This is a genomic window from Rosistilla carotiformis (assembly GCF_007753095.1).
Taxonomy (GTDB): Bacteria; Planctomycetota; Planctomycetia; order Pirellulales; family Pirellulaceae; genus Rosistilla; species Rosistilla carotiformis.
This window is the reverse complement of sequence record NZ_CP036348.1, coordinates 133,312-155,355: the sequence shown is the minus strand read 5'-3', so window position 1 is coordinate 155,355 and position 22,044 is coordinate 133,312. Positions and strand designations below refer to the sequence as shown.

Below are 22,044 nucleotides of genomic sequence, written 5' to 3'. Positions count from 1 at the left end.
GCCCTTTGTTTAGCAACACATCTAAACAGGCAATCCGATTGCGCGACCAAAGACGGACAGACTTTCAGAATTTAAGAGCTCATCGCACACGCACCAAGGGCAGCATCAGATTTTGCAGTTCCGTGGGCGTGGCAATCGGACGCTGCGAAGCGCCTGTGATCTCGATCACCGATTGTTTTACGTATCCGATCAATTCATCGACAAAGACCTCACCATCGGCCGTACTGGCATCGATCGCGCCGCCCGCTTTCCCATCGAGGCCCTGGAGCACACAATACGAAAACACCCCGTGCTTCAACTGCGGATATTCGATGGCCGCCGCCCTGCCCGTGGCGGCGGCAAAGACCAGATTCCCGGTGCTCTTTGCGCTCCGTACACTGCTCTTGGCGTCGACCACCGATCCGCTGTGGCAGGTGTCGAGCATCCAAATTACACGCCCCTGAAACCTGGATATCCGCTCCAGTTCCTGCCATGGCACTCCGTTGCTAACGATATCCTGTGAATCATTCGACTTAACCTTCGTGGTGACATAATAGAAGTTGCCATCTTCGGTCGTGCCGTGCCCCGAAAGGTAAACCAGAATCACATCGTCTTTGGTTCGGTTTTGGGTCAATCGATCGATCGATTGCGGCGCGGACCGAGAACGGCGGGAATCGAGTGGCCATTGGAAACGTTCCGAATGGGCGATTCATGCGACCCTTATCGCATCGATTACAGGAACAAAAAAACGGGATGTGGACACATCCCGTTTTTACAATTTGAATTTTCCATCGCAACTCGCGTTAACCACGCGTTACTTTGTGTAGGGCAGATCTTTTGGTTCATCGCCCGGTTTATCTTTGATGGGCTCAATTGCGATCCCGTCTTTGGAATCGGGAATCGCGGGCATTGCCGCAGGGGCCGGGAATGCGCTTTCCGGAATGTCTTCGAGATTCTTCTTACGATCCTTCTCAGCTAACAGAGAGTATTGCGCGCCTTCGGTTCCCTCCAGGTCGTAGCGTCCCCAGTACTGCTGCGATCGGGGATTGTAGTAATACACGTATCGCGGCTGCGAAGGATACGAGATGCAATAATGGTAGCTGTAGGTCGGTGCCGAAACCACAGGTTTGTAGTAGTAGCGTGTGTAGTGATACGATCGCGTGGGTTGGTACGACCAGCTGCTGTAGTACTGACGACCACCATAGCCGGCTTCTGCTTCGCTGATCGCAAACTGTGACACCATGCCAATAGCGAGCGCTGCAAGAGCAAGTTTTTTAACGTGCGTTAACATTCAATCTTCTCCAATTCCAAGGGTAGGTGTTGTTGACAACAGTTTTCATCATTGGACAAAGCAGGTCTTCGCCCACGCCAGCAAGCCCCACACTTGAGAATGCGTGTGGAGCCGTGTGTTTCCCAGAGCAGTTCGACCTTAGAAGCCAGGATTCTCTGGAAGATCTTCAGGGTTGAAATATCGAATACTGACCGAGGCGAGCAGAAAACGTTTGTTGCGATTCGAGTGAAAAGCTGCCTCGGATTTTCATCCGGGCGCCCAGCTTGCGAATTTCAATCTTTTTGGCGACTCGATTTTCTTTCAATCGCTGTTGAATGGAGCGGCCAACCGTACCGCCGTCGGGACCGGAAAACTCGCCGATCGCGACGGAGGCTTTTTCCTGCGACTCCAGGAACTCGGCAATATCATCGGACAGCTTGTTAATCGCATCCTCTAGCGACCCGTTGCTTGCCGTAGCCAGTCCCGGCGCCAAGACGATACAGATCAGTAATCGAGCGGCAATCGCTATCAATTTCTGAACTTTCATGATACTTGTTCCTCGTTTTCAGTTTCCCGCGGCGTCGTTCGCTCGCAATTGAGTGAATGCCATTCCCTATTCGCAACCGGACATCCAATCGCAAAAAATTGACGACGTGCAATTTTGCTAATTGTTAAACGGACTACCGATTCGCAATTCCGAAGCCGCTTGTTGAAATACCGAAACGGTTGCTTTGCGCGATTCCCATTCGGCGCGTTTGATCGTGCCACCTTCGATCGCTAACGGCCCCAGTCCCAGCGAAAACAGTCCGCCACTGAAGACTTGATTTTCCAGGTCGTTGATCGATTCGTAGCCCAACTCACGGGCGGCCGACTCCAAGTCGAGATTTCGATCATACAGGCGTGCCACGCGGCTGATCGGTTCCTCAAATTCTTCGATCGGCCGATCCTTGTTCTTGCCAACGTGCAAATAGACTCCGATGGCAGCCTTCAGTTTGTTCAAGTATCCCTCTCGGGAGTCCTTCAACGCCTGAGAGAGTTCGCTTTGCGAAGCATACATCTCCTGCACCTTCCGCCGTGCTTCGGCGCTTTCCAAAGCGTTCCCGCTGCGAACGAAATCGCCAATCGGAATCATGCCGTGTCGATGACAACGGATACAAAAAATTCCGCTGACGATCTCCGGCGTACCGGCCACGTTTTTGGAGTCCCAAACGATATCGATCGGTCCGCGGTCGATTCGTTCCCCTCCGCATCGACCAACATGTAAGCATGCGAACCGTTGGGAAGATTCCAGAACGCGAGCCGTTCCCACGCGAAGATGTCGTCGGTCCCAAACCTGCAACAGCTGCTAAGGAATGGAACGCTTTGCAACTCGCACGATTCGCTCAGATCAATTCGGGAATCGGTTCACCGAAGGGGAGCATTGGCATTGGACGACCGCTGTGATCGAGGAAGCTCTGCGTGTAATCGATTCCTAGGTGCCGGTAAACCGTGGCCCAAAGATCGTTAGGGGACATTGCACGGTGAATGGGTTCTTCCCCCTTATTATTGGTAGCGCCAATCACTTGCCCGGTCCGCAGCCCGCCCCCCGACACAAGCATGCTCATCGCACGGGGCCAGTGATCACGCCCCGGTTGGGAGATCTTCGTCTTCGATCCAACCTGCTGGCTGATCCGTGGCGTTCGCCCAAATTCTCCGGTGACCACCAACAGGACCTTTCGATCCAACCCGCGCGCGTACAGATCTTCGATCATCGCGGTGATCGTGTTGTCGTAGATCGGCAGTCGAATTTTGGCGTCGTCGAACAAGTGACAATTCACGGCATGCGAATCCCAGTTATAGGTGCCGTATTGGGGCATCGAGATCCCCGATTGATAGGGATTCTCCATCACCACCGTCACCCACGGGACACCACGTTCGACTAAGCGGCGGGCCAACAGCGCGCGCTGCCCCCAACCGTGGCGTCCAAATCGATCGCGCACCGAATCGCTTTCCTGAGACATATCAAACGCCTCGCGAACGCGGGTCGATGTCAACATCTGAACCGCTTTTTGCCGAAAACTGTCCATACTATGCATCGACGATTGATAATCGATCTCACGGCGAAGGTTGTCGATCTGCTGCAACAACCCCACCCGATCGCTCAATCGATCGGACATCGATTGGTCGATGCTAATGTTGGGGACCTGGAAGTCATCTTTGTTGGGATCGGTCGAGATTCGAAACGGATGGGTGTGGTTGCCAAGATAGGCCGAACCGAAGCTGAACGTGTCGACATTGTTTACCCGACCTGACCCGAGAACGACGTAGTTCGGCAGCCCACCGGTCTGACGACGATGTTCCAAGTCCAACGAAGCCATCGATCCGACACAGGGACTGTCATTGACAAATCCTGTTGGCTTGGCCGGATCGCGACCGGTGAGGAAACGCTTGTGTCCTCCACCATGGTCGGCGAAGTCGTGATGAATCGAGCGGATCAAGCTGAACTTGTCGGCGATCTTGGCATGCATCGGCAACAATTCGCTCACGTCCAAACCAGGGACGTTCGTTTTGATCGGCGAAAACAGCCCACGATAGTCGCTCGGCGCATCGGGCTTCATATCGTAGGTCTCCATGTGCGGTGGACCTCCCGGCAACCACACAAAGATCACCGACGTGTCTTGCGGCGTTCGGCCCACCGACGCAGCCGTGGCCTCACGGGCTTGCAATAAATTGCCAAGCCCAAGACCGCTCACTCCCGCAACCCCGCCAAATTCCAAAAACGAACGACGTGAAACCGGACCACAACACCTCGTTGCACCCAACCGACTCTTGGCCGAACTCATAACCAGACTCCAAGGATTCATGGCTTCACAAACACCAACGCCGCCGTCCCCTGTCCGTCTCAGTGAATCGCGCTGCTGGGGTGGCGTCGTGCGCCGCTGGGGTCGAATATACCCCATGCGGCCATTGCGTCACAGCAAAAATAGTACGACACCTCGCCCCCTAACAGCCGAGTGCTCTGAGGCGGGAACGCCTCCATCGCACAGCCCGCCCGATGGAGGCGGCTAGGAAAAACAGGGTCCCCCATCATTCGACGGGGATCGAACGATTCGTCTCGCCGCAGGGCTCGTTGCTGCCAAAGGCGAGTGCAAAGACAGCGGGCCTACGCAGCCCCAATGCGATCCAAAGGAGGACGCCGATTAGCATCGGGAAGTAGAACGGATCGCCGACGCGGACATGGGTCGCGATCGCCCCCCCGAGATAGCCGGTCAATAAAATTGCAGCCAAAAATCCTGTACGTGGAACCAGAAACAACAGTGCAAGCACGACTTCGACGATCCCAATCTTCATGATCAGATCCGACGTGTAGCCGAGATGGGCGAACATCTCGGCCTTCCCCTCCCATTCGACAAATTTGCCGACAGCGCTGCCGAAAATCAGAAACGCCACGATCAACCCACTTAAAATCCAGCCTGCAATACGCATTTTCATTTCCTTTGTGACCGAGTGAATCCCACAACATTCCCAACCTTCCACCAAAGTCGCGTCGTCTACATAAACATATTGAGAACACGATCCTCAGCCGCCAGCCACACCATCATGTTCCGTTATCGATCACCTGCAATCGATTCATGTTCGGCGAGACCATTTGTCTCCCCGCAGCACTCGGGGCTTAACCGCCGGTTCGGTTTTGCATCAATAAGTAAGGGGGAAGTATTTGCATCGTTTTGTCTCTGCGGTGATTGGTTTCGAAACCGATGCAAGCGTGCGGTACTCATGTAATCGAATAGCGATCACTGAAATCGACGCTGGATCGGGACACTTCTTTGGGGCCATGGCTCACCGCCCCCGCCGAGTATTTTCACCGGCAACCCTGCGGTACACAACTGTTCAGCGTCGCCCGTCAACGGCATACTTTTAAGATCGGCCGACCGTATCACCAATGTGGCCGGCCAAAATGTGGATGCAAACATGGCTGCGAAAACATCGGCTGACAAAATGGAAGGGACAAGCAGTGGACACGATGGAACTTTTGGAATGGTTGAATAATCCATCCGTCATCGTCGGCTTGTTCACCGCAGCGGTGATTCTGGTAGCTGTCGATTTCCACTTCCCGATCGACTGGCCGGCGCATCTGGGATACGTCGCGTTTGCACTGGGACTGTTCCTGGTGATCCCGCTGAATCTTGTCGCCAGCACGTTTGTTGGGTTCTTGGGTTGGCTGTTGTTGGAAATCATGCACACATTGCTGTTCGGTCGTTTTTTGACCAACGCACCCGGAAGGGCTCGGCCGCGGCCAGTGGCAGAAGATACGTCGAAACCGTTGGATCTCGACGCCTGATTTGGATTGGAGGATTTGGGAATGCCTTTTGGATTTGGTCGCCGCAGCAACAGCGGTCTGAAGCTGCGATTGATGATCGCAGTGGGATTGGCGTTGTTCTCGTTCATCTCGTATCTGTCGACCGGGCAACGCAATCCGATCACGGGCGAAAAGCAGCGAGTGGCGATGAGCCCCGATCAAGAGATCGCGCTTGGTTTGCAAGCCGCCCCCGAAATGGCAGCTCAACACGGCGGACTGCATCCCGATCCGCAGGCCCGAGCGCACGTCGACCAAGTCGGCGGGCGGCTGTTGCGCGGGCTGGACGACTACGTCCGCGTGAAACAAGGAACCAATCCGTTTCAATTTGAGTTCCATCTGCTGAAAGATCCGCAAACGATCAACGCCTTTGCGTTGCCCGGCGGACAGGTGTTTATCACTGCGGCTTTGTACAGCAGGCTGCAGACCGAAGGGCAATTGGCCGGCGTTCTGGGGCATGAGATCGGGCACGTTCTCAGCCGCCATGGTGCGCAGCGGTTGGCGAAACAGAAACTGACCAGCGGCCTCGTCGGCGCGGCGGGCGTTGCTGGCGGCGACATCAGTTCGGCTCATCTGGCCCAAGCGATCGGCCAGATGTTGAACATGAAATATGGCCGCGACGACGAACTGGAATCCGATCGCTGGGGCGTGCTGCTGACCGCGCAAGCCGGATACGATCCGCGGGCGATGCTGGGCGTGATGGAGATCCTCGACGAAGCGACCGGCGGGAACGGACCGCCGGAAATGATGAGCACGCATCCCAAACCGGCTAATCGACAAGCTTATATCCAAGAGGTGTTACGATCGGTATTTCCCGACGGTATTCCCGAAGGGCTTGATCCTTAGCGTTGGAGTGATGCTTTTGCATTTAGTGGGCTCGATTCGCCCATGGCTACCGCGCGCCCCGATTTGAGAGCGATTTTGCGTCCCATTGCACAGGCTTTCCAATGCAATCACCGTGTTGGATCGCTTGCCAAGAAACCGATACATTACGTGGGAGTGCTCTTGCAACCGACGGACTGTACAACGGAGAGGCGGCAACATGATTGGAAAAATGCAAAATACACTGGCGGTCATTTTGGCTGGCGGTCGAGGCTCGCGGTTGGAGCCTTTGACACGCGACCGCGCGAAGCCGGCGGTCCCCTTTGGCGGGCTGTATCGGATCATCGACTTTGTTCTCTCGAATTGCCTCAACAGCGGCATGCGGCAACTGCTGCTGTTGACGCAGTACAAGGCGCAAAGTTTGGACCGCCACATCAACCTCGGCTGGCGTCCCTACTTCTGCCGTGAGCTGGGTGAATTCATCGACGTCGTTCCACCGCAACAACGGATCGACGATCAGTGGTATCAGGGAACCGCCGACGCGGTCTACCAAAACATCTATGCGATCGAGCGCGAGCGGCCCGATTATGTCGTCGTCCTGGCGGGCGATCATATCTATAAGATGAACTACGAATCGATGGTCGATTTCCACATTCAGACCAAAGCCGACCTGACGATCGGTGCGTTGCAAGTCGATCGCGAATCGGCGAAGCAGTTTGGCGTGATGCAGATCAACGAGGACAACCGCGTGATCGGTTTCCAAGAGAAACCCGAACACCCACAAACGATGCCCGGCGACGACCAGCACTGCTTGGCATCGATGGGAATCTACGTCTTTTCGGCTCGCTTCCTGTTTGAAGAATTGTGTCGCGACGCCACCCTCTCGGGCAGCCGTCACGATTTTGGCAACGACATCATCCCCTCGGTGATCGGCGACCATCGCGTCTTTGCGTTTCCATTCCGCGACGAAAACCGCAAACGCGATGCCTACTGGCGCGACGTCGGCACCTTGGATGCTTACTTTGAAGCGAACATGGATCTGATCACCGTCGATCCGCAGTTGAATCTCTACGATAACGACTGGCCGATCCGGACGTATCAACCCAACATGCCGCCACCGAAGTTTGTCTTCGGTAGCGAAGGGGATATGGATCGCCGCGGTGAAGCGCTCGATTCGATCGTTTGCCAGGGTTCGATCTGCAGCGGTGGGCACGTGCGACGCAGCATCCTCAGCCCGGGCGTTCGCGTGAACAGCTACGCCGACGTGGAAGACAGCATCGTATTTGAAGGAGTCGAGGTTGGTCGCCGAGCCAAGATCCGACGAGCGATCATCGACAAAGGCGTCGTGATTCCGCCCGAAACGACGATCGGCCACGACGTCGAAGCGGATCGAGCACGCGGGTTTATGATCACCGACAGCGGGATCGTTGTGATCGCGCGGGGCGAACATATCGACGGCGGGGGAGCCTTCCGGCACGAGATCCGCAACCTGTCCGCAAACGAATAGACCACGGGCTGACTGCCGATGCCACAAAGCTTCCGGCGGGCCAGCTTCATTTAGATGACGACGCTTATCCAGGAGTGTGATTGCAGTGCCGCTTAGCCAAGCCACCATTTTTTTGATCGGCGTTTGTGTCGGCGCACTGCTATTCGCCCTGGGTGGCTGGACCGGTTATGCCTGGGGTCGTCGTCGTGGCCGTCGCGATGCAACCGCGCCGCTGCAAGGGGCCGAACTGCTGGGCATCATCGATGCCCTTAGCCAATGGACAAGTGAGTACTCAGGGAACGTCACCCGTTATCAAGACGAACTCAGTTCCGCCGCGCGCGTCGTCCAAGATACGATCGAAGCGGGGAATCCGCAGACGACGCCAATCGTTAAAGTACTCGACGACATCATGACCAGCAACCAATCGCTGAAGCAACGTCTCGACGATGCCGAGCGGCAACTGGAGAAACAAACCCGTTCGATCGAGGCGTACATCTCGGAAGCCCGAACCGATGCGCTAACCCAACTGCCCAATCGCCGCGCCGTCGATCAACGGCTCGATGAAATGTTCTCTGCGTGGCAAAAAGGGGGCCCCGGATTTGTGATCGCGATGATCGATGTCGATCACTTCAAACAGATCAATGACCGCTACGGGCACCCCGAAGGGGACGCCGTGCTGCGGCAGATGGCCCAACTGCTGACCAACCACATTGAAGGGGCCTATATGGTTGCCCGCTTTGGTGGCGAAGAGTTTGTCGCCTTGATGCCTACTCCGCTACGCGTTGCCGCCGATCGACTGGACCGGTTTCGCAAAATCGTTGCCAACCAAACGGTGACCGTGGGAGAACAAAGCATTCAATTTACGATCAGTATCGGGGTGGCCGAATGCCGCAACGACCTACTGATCGGCCCGATCGTCCGCCGCGCCGACGAAGCGTTGTATGCCGCCAAAGGCATGGGGCGCAACCGCGTCTACTTCCACGACGGCAAACAGCCGACTCTGGTGGGCGCCCCGGAAGTCGCAGTCTAACGCGCTGCGTTTTGCCATCGCAGCTCCAACGGATCGCCCACAGCAGCTTGGCTGACGATTCCAAGAGTTCTCCCTTCCTGTCCCGCTGCTGGTATCGCCACGCAACTGGTCTATCATTAACATCAGCATTGACGCCAAGCTTCCCGCCTGAGCCCACCTGACGATTGAGGGATCGATGAGTAACGCCAGCCAACCAACCAATCAAAAATTCCAAACGACTCCCTATCCGATCGATACGATGCCCCCGGGCATCCCTTACATCGTCGGCAATGAAGCGGCCGAACGGTTCAGCTTCTACGGCATGAAGGCGATCCTGACCGTCTTCATGACCACGTACCTGCTGGGCGGCAATGGCGAAACCGATCCGATGAGCGAAGGGGACGCCAAGTTCTGGGTCCACGTGTTTGTGATGGCCGCCTACTTCACGCCGCTGATCGGTGCCTTCGTCGCCGACTGGCTGTTTGGTAAATACAAGACGATCCTCTGGCTCTCGATCCTCTACTGTTTCGGCCACCTGGCGTTGGCGCTGAATGAAACCCGGATCGGCCTGGCGGTTGGCCTCGGGCTGATCGCGTTTGGCACCGGAGCGATCAAACCGTGCGTCTCGGCCCACGTTGGCGATCAATTTGGCAGCAAGAACTCGCACATGCTGGAGAAGGTCTTCGGTTGGTTCTACGTGGCGATCAACCTGGGCGCTTTTGCATCGACGCTGCTGACGCCGTGGCTGCTGGACCGCTTCGGACCGCAAGTCGCTTTTGGTGTCCCCGGCATCTTGATGGCAGTTGCGACCTTCCTGTTCTGGATGGGGCGAAATCGATTCGTCCACATTCCCGCGCGTGGAGCGGTCGTCTTCAAAGACGCCTTCACCGGCGACGGGCTCAAAGCACTCCTCAACCTGGCGCCAATCTACATTCTTGTTGCGGTCTTCTGGAGTCTGTTCGATCAAACGGCAAGCGCTTGGGTCTTGCAAGCCAATCACATGGACCGCACGATCCTCGGGTTTGAATTGCTGTCGAGCCAGATCCAAGCGGCCAACCCGTTTTTGATCCTGATCCTCGTTCCCACCTTCAGCTATCTGATCTATCCAACGATCACCAAAATCTTCCCCCTGACACCCCTGCGACGCGTTGGGATCGGGATGTTTCTGACCGTCGGTGCCTTCTCGATCAGCGCGTTGATCGAAACCGCGATCCAAAATGGCGACACGCCAAGCATCGGCTGGCAGGCACTGGCCTACATCATCCTGACGGCGGCGGAGGTGATGGTTTCGATCACCTGCTTGGAATTCAGTTACACCCAAGCCCCTAATAGCATCAAAAGCATCATCATGAGCTTTTACATGCTCTCGGTTTCGCTGGGCAACTTCATCACCGCCGGTGTCAACGCGGTGATCTCCAACGAAGATGGCAGCTCGAAATTGCCAGGCGCATCCTACTACTGGTTCTTCACCGGCCTGATGCTAGTCGCCGCGTTCCTGTTCATCATCGTGGCCTACATGTATCGCGGACGAACCTATATCCAAGACTCCGGTCCCGAATCGGAAGTCGATGCGGAAGCTTCGGCGATGAACTGAGCTTGCTCCCAACGCGATCGTTCAGCCGCGCCGAACTGCGTTTGGGCTGCGGGTTTACACCCGCAGCTAGATGCTTTCGCAGCTTCGCGGCGGAGGAAATGAATCGCGAAGCGATGGCAGCATTTAGCCGTGGGCGCAGCCCGCGGAACCGTACGCCCTAAACAAGCGCGTCAGCCGCGGAGCGGCGGCAGCAACTCGCCACTACCAAACGTGCCGTCGCGCGCAGAAGGCAAATCTCCCGCGCCGTGAGACCGCTCGAGGACTAGCTCCAAAAGACCTTTTCGGCGGTTTTGCCGAGCATCCAGGCGCGGTCTTGGTCGCTCAAGAAGTCGAGCTTTTCGCGGATCAGATCGATCGATTCTTGATACGTGTGCCCTTCTTCGACTTGGTAGGGGCAATCGCTGGCCCACATCATCCGCTGGCTGCCGTAGGCGTCCATGCAGCGATGGATCATCGGCCCCAAGTCGGTATAAGGAGCTTGCTTCTTGCCGAGCGCATAAAACGCGGAAGCTTTGAGGTAGGCATTTTCGTGGCGTGCCAAGCGACAGAGCGCTTCGACTTGAGCATCTTGGATCTTGCCATCGACGCCGATCCGGGCAAAGTGATCGACGACGACGCGTGTCTTGGGATACTTGGCACACATCGCATCGACAGCCGGCAGGTACTCGGGGTTCATCAACGGACAAATCGCCAGCCCCTCATCCGCTGCGATCGACCACATCTTGTGCATCGTAGGGTTATCGAGCCACTGATCCGCCGGTTGCTTACCGGCCACGATTCGGAAGCCTCGCACGCCCTGCGACTTCAGCTGCCGCATCGTCTGCCGCGGCTTGTCAGCCGGGTCGATCACCGCGACGCCGGAAAACCGGCCCGGATGCGCGGCCATCACGTCTAACATGTACGAATTATCGACGCCATAAAAACTCATCTGGATCAGCACGATCCGATTGACACCCGCCGGCTTCGCGTGAGCCATCAATTGTTCAGGCGTAAAGCTAGCCGGCTGCATCGACGATTTGTCGTATGCCTTGTCCAACGGATATTTGTTGGTATCGGGCGTCCAAACGTGAACGTGTGCGTCGATGTAGCCGTCCGACTTGCCATCCGCTGCGATCGCCAAGCGGTTCGTCGCCGCCAGCGCGGTCGTCGCCGCCGCGGCCCCGAGCAAATGACGCCGCGATAGCCGAACCGCGGAGAAGACCTTATCATCAACAGCCATTGAGGCGGACGTAGTAGAACCGTTATTTCGCATGAGAGGCTTCCAGTGATTGCTAGTAAGACACCGTTGTCGATTCTGAAACAACTGATCGCGATCCCCAGTCAGAATCCGATGGGGCACGAACCGGTTGGCGACGGTTGGTATGAGGCGGGAGTCAGCCGATGGCTGTGTGAGTTCTGCAAGGAACACAGTTTACCCTACGAGTACCACGAAATCGAATCTCAACGTGGAAATGTTGTCGCTCGCATCGACGGGGATCCGAACCGCCCCACAGTTCTACTGGATGCCCATCAAGACACCGTTCCCGTCGCGGGGATGATCGTCGATCCCTACGACGCGATCGAAAAGGAAGGTCGTTTATACGGCCGCGGCACCTGCGATGTGAAAGGTTCGATGGCGGCGATGCTGGCCACCGCGCTCCGCTTGATCCCGCTTGCCGGCGACCACGCACCGGTGATCCTGTCGTTCACGTGCGATGAGGAGCGGACACAAAAAGGAGCCGCAGAACTGGCTCGCCGACTCGCCCTGCCCGCCGCACAGCGATCGGCGTTGCTGCCGGAAAATCCTCAGTTTGCAATCGTCTGCGAACCGACCGATCTGAACGTCGTCGTGGCGCACAAAGGAACGGTCCGTTGGAAAATCCGCACCTGCGGCGCCGCAGCACACAGCAGCAATCCAGCTCTCGGCGTCAACGCGATTTACAAGATGGCGAAAATCGTCAGCTGCCTAGAGGCCTACGCGGCCGAACTGCAATCCGGCGGAATCGTCCATCCGCTGTGTGGCGGGCGCACGCTCAGCGTCGGCACGATCCATGGCGGTGCGAGCGTGAATATCGTCCCCGAACAGTGCACGATCGAAATCGATCGACGCTTGGTTCCGGGAGAGGTCGCCGAAGAAGCGATCGCCGCTGTCGATCGATATCTTCGCGAGAACTGCGACGTCGACTTTGAGTTCCTGCCGATCGACACGATCAGCAACCCGCTGTTGGATCGCGACAACGCGGCGCTGTGCCAACGGTTGATCGAAGCGGCGGAACCGACGCGAGCGAACCGCCAGGCGATCGGAGTCCCCTTCGGAACGCACGCCCCGCGCATCGCGGCGCTCGAAATCCCAACGGTTGTCTTTGGCCCCGGATCGATCGCTCAAGCCCATACCAAAGACGAATGGATCGAGATCCAACAACTCGACGAAGCGGTCGAGATCTTCGTTCGCTTCCTGACGAAAAAATAGCCGCTGGCAAACCGGGCGGCGTCAAACCGATCCGGTTGTGGCGCTGCGAGTGCCCGCAGCATCGCTGCTGGACGAATCGACGTCCGCTTCCAAGTCGGCGGCTTCCGATTCGGCGGCGCTCGCCTCGGCTTCCTGCTTCCGAATCGTTCGCTCCAAGCGACCGATCTTGCGTCGGATCTGCTTCGCCTCGGTCTCCAATTCCTCCAACTGCAGCTGCAACTTGGCGATCGTCTTCTCCGGCGCTCGCAGCGTCAGTCGCTGGAACAGGTCCAGCAGGATCAACGCCCGCAAGGCTCGCATCGCGGTGCCGCGCAGCCGATAAGTGCGGACGATTTGGTTCAACTGGGAGAGCCGAATCAACTTCGACGCCCCGGTCGCTCGCAACAGCCGCAGCGATCGCATGAACGACAGCAGCGGCAGCAAGATGATCGCCAATTCGATCCAGTGCTCTTTCAGATAGGTCAGCTTCTTCTCGGCGACCGAGGCCATCAAAATGAACTCAGCGGCAAAGCTGAACCAGATCACGCCGGTGCTGACGTGCAACGCGATCCGCAGCCAGCGGTAATCGGCGACCTGCGTCTTCAACCACAACTCGATCACCAACACCGGAAGGATCATCAGCGCGATCCAGATCATCGGCATGCTGAACGTTCGCTCCAACCGTCGCCGCAGTCGATCGTCCGGCCGACGCCAGCCCCAACCGGGCAGCCACAAACGGTTCCCCATCTCCAGACTTTGCGCACACATCCGCAGCGACGGGCACAAGCAATACAGCAGCGAGTAGAAGTGGAACCGGCGCGTTTCCCGCGTCCAAGGTCGCGTCCGCCAATGATAGACCGACTCGGCAATCACCAGCGGCCAGATCAACCCCATCAAGATCAAGGTCGCCAGTTCGATCGGTTCCCACGACAGGTCCGATGCAACCAGTTCAGGAACCTCGACGGGAAGGTCAGCCGCCGGATCGATCGCGTCGAGCGATTCCGTCGCCTCGATTTCCGCAGCCGGATTGTCGGTGAACGACTCGCGAAGATTGGGCACATCGACAAAGATCACCACCGCCACCGCTTGGCAGACCAGGAACAGCAGCGATGCCCAAAACAGCACCGGTGCGGCTCGAGTCGCTAGCCAAATCGGAGGTTCTTCTTTCGTGCGGTGAATCATTGCCCTAACGTGGATTGTCGATAGAAAACGCGGCGACTTGCGAAGCCGCCATCGCCGCGTGGCATGCTTGCCGCGCGAGCCGTCATTAATGTAAGGCCCGGCGGCGATCCTATCAGGGCGCTACGAATCGATTCAAACGGGCAGACCGAACCGAAAACGAACGCCCCAACCTGCGGAAACCCTGAAAAACCAAAGGCTTACCGCGACGAAGCGGTCGCCTTAAAGTCGTCCTGAATTTTTGTTAATAGCCGCTGAGGATAGCCACCATAACGTTTGTCGGGCGACACGATCTCGCCGACCGGCATCTTGTCGATCTCCGCTTTGGCGAAAGCGACCTTCTCGTCCAGTTTGTCGATCGCGTTGAGGGCGGCGATCGCAGCAAAGACGTTTGTCCCAGGCTTCGACGGCGCGACATCAATCAAACACTCGATCCCCTGGCGTTGCAGTTCCTTGTCGCCAAACTTGCCCACGGCATAACCGGCAGCGACGCGAACGTAGGGCGAATCGTCGCCAAGCGCCGCTAGCAATGCCTGCTTGGAAGCGTTCACCGCATCGCCGCCGCGATTCAAAATCCCAACCGCTCCCCAATAGCGGACCGCGCTGTCGCTGTCGGTCAGCAGCGACTTCAATCGGTCCAGGTCTTCGGGATTGCGATGCGTGGCGAGGTCCGCCGCAGCAAAGATCTTCTCAAACGGATACTTTGTCTCATCGCGAGCCATCTCGTACGGCGTCGATCCCTCGCTGCGACTGTGGATCTCCCCTTCAGGCAAAAAGCCGACGTCGCGGATGTCGTGGCACCATTGATAAAGCGCATCGCGCAGCTCGCCAAGCTTCTGCTGATGATCGGGCGAATTGGCCAAGTTGTTGACTTCGTCGGGATCGGCCTGCAGATCGTACAGTTCTTCGGCCGGCTTGAGATTCCAGAAATGCGACTGAGCCGCATTGCAAAGCCCCGCATCAAAAGCTCGCTTCCACGCAGCCGTCGATGGCGTTTGGAAGTTGTACGAAACAAACTGGCCGTAGATGAAGTGTGGGTTGAAATTGCGAATGTATTGATAGCGGCCGTCGGTGACGGTACGGATGAAGTCGTAACGTTCATCCATCCGGTCACGGAAGCCGTACATATATTTGGGAGCTTCGGTTTCGTATTTCCCCGCGATCGCTTGACCCTGCATCCACTCCGGCGGTTGAACGCCCGCCAGGCTCAACAAAGTCGGAGCGAGATCGACAAATCCGACCAACCGATCGCTGACACCGCCGGTCTGATATTCCTTGGGAGCCAGGTGACGCCATTTTTCTGGGAAGTAGACAACCAGAGGAACCGCCAGACCGGAGTTGTAGGTCCAGCGTTTGCCGCGAGCCATCCCCGAACCATGATCGCCGTAGTAGAAGACGATCGTCGAATCGGTCAGTCCCTGCTTGTCGAGTTCACGCAACAGCTTGCCCGCCGTAGCGTCGGCTTGCGTGACGACATCGTAATACTGAGCCCAGTCGCGGCGAGTGTCTTCATTGTCGGGGTGATAGGCGGGAACGCGAACCTTCGCCGGATCATGGATCTGTTTGTGCGGCCGCGTGCGGATCTTGCTCTCATGGCTGCACGTCTCGTTGAAGATCGCAAAAAACGGCTGCTCCGGATCGCGATTTCTATAGTGAGCCTTTCGCGACGAATCGGCCCAACCCAATTCCCCTTGCGGACTGACGTTGTAGTCCTGCTTGGAATTGTTGGTGCAGTAATAACCCGCTTGCGACAGCAGCGCCGGATACAACGGAATCGATTCGGGCAGCTGAGCCATGCTGCGCATATGTTGTCCGCCGCACGAAGGCGGATACAGACCGGTGATCAGCGTCGTTCGAGCCGGTGCACATACGGGAGCTGTCGACCAAGCCAACTTGTACCGCATCCCCTTTTTCGCCAACGCATCGACATTCGGTGTGGTGGCAAATTCATCGCCGTAACACCCCATCTCCGGACCGTGATCCTCACTGGTGATCCACAAAATATTAGGCCGCTCGGCAGCCGAACCGGCAGCGGCCCAAACGGCTGTTGTTGCGAAAAGCAAAAGGAAAACAAATCGTTTCATGATGAGGAGTCCGCCAAGGAAATATTCATTTGAGATGCAAACCGCCGATCAAATCACCGCCACGGCGTGCAAAAACCATTTCATAGCGTAATGCAAACCAACCCAGGTTGCACGCGCACGCCCCGACGCTTTGCTGGGGATGGCGTGCCATTGGGTTTCCTGGACAATAATTGCAATTGTGGGCAGGTTGGGGGATGCCGTAGAACGCGACCGGCCGTCCAGACGTTCACGAGCAGCGTGCTAGCAATTCCGACCAGAACTCACATTTTCATCGCGGACCTGAATTAGTCATGCCCGATTTTCAAGACCGCTTGCGGCAGCTGAGCCCCGAGAAACGTGCGCTCCTGGAACAGATGCTACTCGAAAAATCGCGGCGTCGGCCGGCGCAAGCCGCCGCGACGACCAAGATCCCGCGGCGTCCCGCCGATGCGCCGCAGCTGCTCTCTCAAGCCGAACAGCGTTTGTGGTTCGTCGACCGCCTGGAGCCTGACGATCCGTTTTACAACATGCCGCTGGCCGCGCGGATCACCGGACCGCTGGATCGGCAGGCCTTCACGCGTGCGATCCAGGCGATCGTCGATCGCCACGAAACGCTGCGGTCGACCTACCACTTGGTCGATGGCCAGCCGGAGCGGCGGGTCGCCGAAACGCTGACGATCCAACCGCGGTTCGTCGACGAATTCGAAGACCTTCCGCGGCAACTGACGCTGGAAAGCCGAGAGTCGTTCGACATCGAAACCGGGCCGCTGTTCCGCGCGATCGTCTACCGGATCGCCGAAGAAGAACATGTCGTGCTGTTGGTGATGCATCACATCGTCTCCGACGGCTGGTCGATGATCGTGATGCTCAAAGAGATCGCTGCCTTCTACGCCGCTTTCCAATCCGATCCCTCGCGGCCGATCGACGACGCATCCATCCTGCCACCGCTGCCGATCCAGTACTCCGACTTTGCCTATTGGCAACACTCGGCGATGTCGGAATCGCGGATGGAGCAACAGCTGGAATACTGGCGAACGCAGCTGGCCGGCGCTCCGATGGCCCTCGACTTTCCGACCGATTTTCCGCGGCCGGCGACGCAAGATTTTGATGGGGCCACGCTGCCGTTGGAACTGCCGCAGGCGTTGACGCTGCAGATCAACACGTTGGCCCAGTCGATGCAGTGCACCCCGTACATGGTTTTGTTGGCAGCTCAGGCAACGTTGCTGTCGCGGTTCGCGCGGCAGAGCGATGTCGTGCTGGGAACTGCCGTGGCCAACCGAACCGAACCGGAACTCGAAGCGTTGATCGGGTTCTTCGTCGGCACGCTGCCGCTGCGGATCAAGACCGCGGGAAACCCGACGTTCCGCGAGCTGCTGGATCATGTCCGACAGGTCACCTTGGGCGGCTACGATCACGCCGATCTGCCGTTCGAACGGATGGTCGAAGAGTTTGCTCCGCGACGCGACCGCAGCTATTCGCCGATCTTCCAGTCCGCCTTGGTGATGCAGAATCTGCCGCGCGACTTCAACCACGGCCAGACGACGATCCAGCCGATTCCGATCGACAACGGAACGGCCAAATACGACCTGACCTTCTTCCTGTGGGAAGAGACGCAGCGGTTGATCGGTCACGTCGAATACCGCACGCGGTTGTTCCGTCCCGAGACGATCTCGCGACTGATCGACAGCTTTACCGTCCTGTTGACCGCTGCGGTCGCCGATCCCGATTGCGGCATCGATCTGTTACCGGCGGTCTCGCCCCAGCAGCGGCGGTGTGTGATCGACGATTTTAATCCTCCCGTCGTGGAGTTCCCTCCGCCGCATACGCTGCACGAACACTTCGATCTCCGCGCAGCGACCGATCCCGACAAGGTTGCGATCCGGGCGCAGGGCGATTCGATCACCTTCGGTGAACTCAATCAACGATCCGACGCGCTGGCGGCGACATTGGTCGCCCAGGGCGTTGGCGACGAGGCGTCGGTTGTCGTGGCGCTGCCGCGATCGATCGATGCGATCACCGCGATGTTTGCCATTTTTAAAGCGGGAGGGACCTACGTTCCGATCGATCCCGCGGTCCCCTTCGCGCGGGTTGCTTCGGTTGTTGGCGACGTCGCGGCGACGCTGACCCTTGCCGGAGAAGACCTCTGTTCGGAGCTAACGTTTGCCGGGGTCACGTGTTCCACGGTCGCCGGCTTGTTGGAATCCGCAGCCTCCGCCGCTACCGAAGCGAACTTGGCCGGACGCGCCACCGCGACCAGCCGCGCCTATATCATCTTCACCTCTGGATCGACTGGCGTTTCCAAAGGGGTGCAGATCGAACATCGCACGATCGTCAACTTCATCCTCGCTCAGATCGAGCGGATGGGAGTGACCGACAGCGATCGCGTGATGCATGGCTTTTCGCCAAGCTTCGACGGTGCGATTTCGGAGATCCTGCTAACGCTGCTCAGCGGCGCGACGTTGGTGATCGCCGACGCCGATACGATTCGCGATCCGCGGCTGTTGACCGCGATGCTGCAAGACGAACAGGTCACCGTGGCAAAGTTTCCCCCTGCCCTGCTGTCGATGCTGCACAGCGATCAGCTTCCCAATTTGAAGATCGTTGCCTCCGCGGGGGACAAATTGACGGGAGAACTGGCGCGGCGTTGGGTGCCGGGGCGACGGATGTTTAACGGCTACGGACCGACCGAAGCGACCGTTGGCGTGTCGATGATGCTGATCCCCGATCCGTGCAGCGACGATCGGCCGCCGATCGGTGGCCCGATGCGGAACATGCGGATGTATGTTCTCGATCCGCAAGCCCAGCCGGTGCCGATCGGGATGCCCGGAGAGATCTACATCGGCGGCCGAGGCGTCGGTCGCGGCTACTTGAACCAACCCGAATTGACCGCCAAGGTCTACGTTCCCGATCCGTTTGTCGATGATCCGGCGGCGCGGATGTATCGGACGGGTGACCTGGGGCGTTGGTTGCCCGAAGGCGTGGTGCAGTTCCTTGGCCGCGTCGACGATCAGATCAGCCTGCGTGGTTTCCGGATCGAACCGGGGGAGATCGCGGCGGCGATGGAGCGTTTGCCACAAGTTCGCCAAGCGGCGGTGGTGCTGCGAGGCGAAGGCGATTCGGGACAGCTGGTCGCTTATGTTGTGCCCGAGTCGGCCGACAAACAGGATTCCGCGGCGCAGTCGCTCGAGCACGCGCATGTCGACAGTTGGAGCGACCTGTTCACCAACGCGCACCGCGTCGCGCCACCGGTGCTGAACCCCGAGTTCAACATCACCGGTTGGATCAGCACGTTTACGGGACAACCGATCCCGGGCGATGAGATGGTCGAGTGGGCCGATGCGGCGGCGCGGCGGATCGAAGATTTGCATCCGCAAAACGTGCTGGAGATCGGCTGCGGAACGGGGCTGATCCTATTGCGGATCGCTGGCCAATGCGATTCCTACGTCGGAACCGATCTGTTGGCACCGTCGTTGGAAAACGTGCGGCAAGCGCTGAAGAACCGCCCCGAATTGGCGGGCAAAGTCGAATTGTTCCATCAGCCGGCCGACGATTTGGAAAACCTGGCCGATCGCCGCTTCGATCTGATCGTGCTCAATTCGGTCGTCCAATATTTCCCCAGCGTCGACTACCTGGCTCGCGTCATCCAACAGGCCTCGCGCCTGCTGGCTCCCGGCGGACGGATGTTCCTGGGCGATCTGCGGAACTATCGTCTGCAGTCGGCGATGGCGACGGCGATCGAACTGCAACAGGCTCCCGACGCGCTGTCGATCAAGTCGCTGCGGGACCGCGTCGCGGCGCGGATCCAGCACGAAGAGGAGCTGTTGATCGACCCGCGGTTGTTCGCCGCGCTCAAGTCGCGAATCGAAAACTTGACCGGCGTCACGGTCCGGTTGAAAGATGCCACCGCCGAAAATGAACTCAGCTGGTTCCGGTACGATGTGGTGCTGGAGTTCGATCGACCGACGGCGGCCGAGGATCGACAGCGAATCGAAGTCACCGACGACTTCGATTTCGAAGCGTTTACGCGCCAGTTGGCTCAATCGCCGCAGCAGGCTTTTGTGCTGCAGGGTGTCCCCAACGCGCGGGTCGCTCGCGACGTCGCGATCCAAAGCAAGCTAGCGAATTTTGTCGACGACCGAAGCGTCGGCGAACTGAAGCAATCGGTCGGCGAGATTCCGACGCAGCATCCGCAAACATTCTGGAAACTTGCGACCGAGCTCGACAGGTCGGTCAATCTCTCTTGGAACGTAGACGATCCCGCAGCCTTCGACGTCACGATCGACGCGGCCGTTGACGCGACGGAATCGGTGCCGGCGGCGGCTCCCGTGATGCCAGGCACGCTGGTTGGACTGGAGGGGCTTGGCCAATTCGCCAACAATCCGCTAGCCAGTCGGACGCAGCAACAGTTTGCCAAACAGGTGCGCGATGCGTTGAAGGATCGGCTGCCGCAATACATGATCCCGTCGACCGTGGTCACGCTGGACGAGATCCCGCGGACGATCAACGGCAAGTTGGACAAAGACCGTTTGCCCGCGCCGGCGGGACGCCCGGAAGGAGCCGCGGGATTTGAGCCACCGGCGACTGACGAGGAGCGATTGATCGCGGGGATCTGGGAAGATCTGTTGGATGTTCGTCCGATCGGCCGCGTCGACAACTTCTTCGAATTGGGCGGGCACAGCATGTTGGCGGTCCGCATGATGTCGGAGATCGAACGCCTGGCCGGGCATGCGATCCCGCTAGCCGCTCTTTTCCAAGACCCCACGGTGGCGCATCTGGCGTCGATCCTCGGCCGCCCCGAATCGGCCATGACCGCATCGTCGCTGGTCCCGCTGCGAACCAGCGATGTCGGCGTCCCGTTGTTCTGCATCCATCCGGCTGGCGGAACCGTCTTCTGCTACCTGGAACTGGCCCGCAGCCTGTCGCAGGACCGCCCGGTCTACGGACTGCAGGCGGTCGGTGTCGACGGCAGCCACCCGCCGCAAGAGACGGTGGAGGAGATGGCCGCGCATTATGCGAAAGCGATCCAGCAGCAATGCCCCGAGGGCATGTTGCACGTCACCGGATGGTCGCTGGGAGGGAACATCGCGTATGAAGTCGCTTGTCAATTGAAAGCGATGGGACGCGAGGTCGGGATGCTGGGGCTGATCGATTCGGGGCTGATGGACGACAACTCGACGCTCAGCGAAGAGGACTTCCTGCCGCTGATCATGGCTCTGTTCCCCGGCGCCGAAGCTCATTTCTCGTTGGAAGAGTTGCGGAAAAAGTCGCCCGCCGAACAGCTGGCCTACTTCACCAGCCAAGCTGCTCAGGCGGGGATCGTGCCGGACGAAGCTTCCGATTACGGCCAAAACGTCTACCAAGTCTTCCAAGCCAATGTCAAAGCGGTCCACACGTATCGGGCACCAACGTTTGATGGTCCGCTGACCCTGATCCGCCCCGCCGAACAAGCGCGGACCGGAAACCTGTTCGACGACACCGCTCTGGGGTGGCAGTCGCATGTCACCGAAGTGCGGAACGTCCAGGTCCCGGGCGACCACGCTCACATGCTGCAGCCCCCGGCGGTGGAAGTGCTAGCAAAATCGCTGGAGACGATCATGCAGCAGACCGAACAGGCACTCGTTTCTTAAATCGCCAAGCACGGTCCAGGACCGTGTAAACGGGCGAACCAGTGCCGCGAAGTTCCGGGCAGAACAGTTTCGTGATGCTCACACCAGTGGAAGGCCCTCCCCGGAAAACTCGCTAAACGCTTGCTTTCCGACCCTCCCTGGCTTCGCCGGGCGGGTGAAGTCACACATTACTCCACCCTCCCAAAACGAAGTTTGCAGGGGAGGGTCGAACCAGCGAAGCGACGTTCGGGGAGGGGAACCTGCGAAGCATT

The 22,044-nt window shown here is 58.3% G+C and carries 16 protein-coding genes; 7 read left to right on the top strand and 9 right to left on the bottom strand.

Annotated elements, in window-relative coordinates:
* Positions 1 to 79: 79 nt before the first annotated feature.
* From Poly24_RS00575 to Poly24_RS00550, 6 genes are all read right to left on the bottom strand, one after another.
* Positions 80 to 613 carry a caspase family protein gene (locus Poly24_RS00575; protein WP_197452218.1) on the bottom strand — a complete coding sequence of 178 codons (534 nt, stop codon included), beginning with the start codon at positions 611 to 613 and terminating at the stop codon, positions 80 to 82.
* 180 nt (positions 614 to 793) lie between these two features.
* Positions 794 to 1,270 carry a hypothetical protein gene (locus tag Poly24_RS00570; RefSeq protein ID WP_145088965.1) on the bottom strand — a complete coding sequence of 159 codons (477 nt, stop codon included), beginning with the start codon at positions 1,268 to 1,270 and terminating at the stop codon, positions 794 to 796.
* A gap of 166 nt (positions 1,271 to 1,436) precedes the next feature.
* Complete coding sequence (locus Poly24_RS00565) at positions 1,437 to 1,796, bottom strand: hypothetical protein (protein WP_145088962.1); 360 nt, start codon at positions 1,794 to 1,796, stop codon at positions 1,437 to 1,439.
* Between the two features lie 117 nt (positions 1,797 to 1,913).
* Entirely contained in the window at positions 1,914 to 2,381 is a 468-nt protein-coding gene (locus Poly24_RS00560) for a hypothetical protein (RefSeq protein ID WP_145088959.1), read from the bottom strand.
* A 250-nt stretch (positions 2,382 to 2,631) separates the two neighbouring features.
* A complete protein-coding gene (locus Poly24_RS00555; RefSeq protein ID WP_145088955.1) occupies positions 2,632 to 4,071 on the bottom strand; it encodes a DUF1501 domain-containing protein in 1,440 nt (479 codons plus the stop codon).
* 244 nt (positions 4,072 to 4,315) lie between these two features.
* Complete coding sequence (locus Poly24_RS00550; RefSeq protein WP_231753392.1) at positions 4,316 to 4,714, bottom strand: DoxX family protein; 399 nt, start codon at positions 4,712 to 4,714, stop codon at positions 4,316 to 4,318.
* 538 nt (positions 4,715 to 5,252) lie between these two features.
* On the opposite strand from Poly24_RS00550, the gene Poly24_RS00545 reads away from it, so the two are divergent.
* From Poly24_RS00545 to Poly24_RS00525, 5 genes are all read left to right on the top strand, one after another.
* The gene (locus Poly24_RS00545; RefSeq protein ID WP_231753391.1) at positions 5,253 to 5,570 is read left to right on the top strand and encodes a hypothetical protein; all 318 of its coding nucleotides are present in this window, start codon (positions 5,253 to 5,255) and stop codon (positions 5,568 to 5,570) included.
* A 21-nt stretch (positions 5,571 to 5,591) separates the two neighbouring features.
* Positions 5,592 to 6,431, top strand: coding sequence for a M48 family metalloprotease (locus Poly24_RS00540; protein ID WP_197452217.1), 840 nt, complete (start codon positions 5,592 to 5,594; stop codon positions 6,429 to 6,431).
* Between the two features lie 196 nt (positions 6,432 to 6,627).
* Positions 6,628 to 7,914, top strand: coding sequence for a glucose-1-phosphate adenylyltransferase (gene glgC / locus Poly24_RS00535; RefSeq protein ID WP_231753390.1), 1,287 nt, complete (start codon positions 6,628 to 6,630; stop codon positions 7,912 to 7,914).
* Between the two features lie 85 nt (positions 7,915 to 7,999).
* A complete protein-coding gene (locus Poly24_RS00530) occupies positions 8,000 to 8,923 on the top strand; it encodes a GGDEF domain-containing protein (protein WP_231753389.1) in 924 nt (307 codons plus the stop codon).
* Positions 8,924 to 9,098: 175 nt separating this feature from the next.
* The gene (locus Poly24_RS00525) at positions 9,099 to 10,496 is read left to right on the top strand and encodes a POT family MFS transporter (protein WP_145088947.1); all 1,398 of its coding nucleotides are present in this window, start codon (positions 9,099 to 9,101) and stop codon (positions 10,494 to 10,496) included.
* Positions 10,497 to 10,758: 262 nt separating this feature from the next.
* On the opposite strand, the gene Poly24_RS00520 is transcribed toward Poly24_RS00525, so the two are convergent.
* Entirely contained in the window at positions 10,759 to 11,715 is a 957-nt protein-coding gene (locus Poly24_RS00520) for an amidohydrolase family protein (protein ID WP_145088944.1), read from the bottom strand.
* Between the two features lie 45 nt (positions 11,716 to 11,760).
* On the opposite strand from Poly24_RS00520, the gene Poly24_RS00515 reads away from it, so the two are divergent.
* Positions 11,761 to 12,945 carry a M20 family metallopeptidase gene (locus tag Poly24_RS00515; protein WP_197452216.1) on the top strand — a complete coding sequence of 395 codons (1,185 nt, stop codon included), beginning with the start codon at positions 11,761 to 11,763 and terminating at the stop codon, positions 12,943 to 12,945.
* Positions 12,946 to 12,966: 21 nt separating this feature from the next.
* Here the strand turns inward: Poly24_RS00515 and Poly24_RS00510 are convergent, their stop codons facing one another.
* Positions 12,967 to 14,106 carry a potassium channel protein gene (locus tag Poly24_RS00510; RefSeq protein ID WP_231753388.1) on the bottom strand — a complete coding sequence of 380 codons (1,140 nt, stop codon included), beginning with the start codon at positions 14,104 to 14,106 and terminating at the stop codon, positions 12,967 to 12,969.
* A 197-nt stretch (positions 14,107 to 14,303) separates the two neighbouring features.
* Entirely contained in the window at positions 14,304 to 16,187 is a 1,884-nt protein-coding gene (locus Poly24_RS00505; protein WP_145088941.1) for a sulfatase-like hydrolase/transferase, read from the bottom strand.
* Positions 16,188 to 16,477: 290 nt separating this feature from the next.
* Between Poly24_RS00505 and Poly24_RS00500 the strand changes: the two genes are divergently transcribed.
* Complete coding sequence (locus Poly24_RS00500; protein ID WP_231753387.1) at positions 16,478 to 21,793, top strand: non-ribosomal peptide synthetase; 5,316 nt, start codon at positions 16,478 to 16,480, stop codon at positions 21,791 to 21,793.
* Positions 21,794 to 22,044 lie beyond the last annotated feature (251 nt).

What these genes read in the sequence shown, in the direction of transcription:
- Poly24_RS00570 (WP_145088965.1), bottom strand. Translation starts at nt 1,270, where the DNA reads ATGTTAACGCACGTTAAAAAACTTGCTCTTGCAGCGCTCGCTATTGGC.
- Poly24_RS00565 (WP_145088962.1), bottom strand. Translation starts at nt 1,796, where the DNA reads ATGAAAGTTCAGAAATTGATAGCGATTGCCGCTCGATTACTGATCTGT.
- Poly24_RS00560 (WP_145088959.1), bottom strand. Translation starts at nt 2,381, where the DNA reads ATGATTCCGATTGGCGATTTCGTTCGCAGCGGGAACGCTTTGGAAAGC.
- Poly24_RS00555 (WP_145088955.1), bottom strand. Translation starts at nt 4,071, where the DNA reads ATGAGTTCGGCCAAGAGTCGGTTGGGTGCAACGAGGTGTTGTGGTCCG.
- Poly24_RS00550 (WP_231753392.1), bottom strand. Translation starts at nt 4,714, where the DNA reads ATGCGTATTGCAGGCTGGATTTTAAGTGGGTTGATCGTGGCGTTTCTG.
- Poly24_RS00545 (WP_231753391.1), top strand. Translation starts at nt 5,253, where the DNA reads ATGGAACTTTTGGAATGGTTGAATAATCCATCCGTCATCGTCGGCTTG.
- Poly24_RS00540 (WP_197452217.1), top strand. Translation starts at nt 5,592, where the DNA reads ATGCCTTTTGGATTTGGTCGCCGCAGCAACAGCGGTCTGAAGCTGCGA.
- glgC (WP_231753390.1), top strand. Translation starts at nt 6,628, where the DNA reads ATGATTGGAAAAATGCAAAATACACTGGCGGTCATTTTGGCTGGCGGT.
- Poly24_RS00525 (WP_145088947.1), top strand. Translation starts at nt 9,099, where the DNA reads ATGAGTAACGCCAGCCAACCAACCAATCAAAAATTCCAAACGACTCCC.
- Poly24_RS00520 (WP_145088944.1), bottom strand. Translation starts at nt 11,715, where the DNA reads ATGGCTGTTGATGATAAGGTCTTCTCCGCGGTTCGGCTATCGCGGCGT.
- Poly24_RS00510 (WP_231753388.1), bottom strand. Translation starts at nt 14,106, where the DNA reads ATGATTCACCGCACGAAAGAAGAACCTCCGATTTGGCTAGCGACTCGA.
- Poly24_RS00505 (WP_145088941.1), bottom strand. Translation starts at nt 16,187, where the DNA reads ATGAAACGATTTGTTTTCCTTTTGCTTTTCGCAACAACAGCCGTTTGG.
- Poly24_RS00500 (WP_231753387.1), top strand. Translation starts at nt 16,478, where the DNA reads ATGCCCGATTTTCAAGACCGCTTGCGGCAGCTGAGCCCCGAGAAACGT.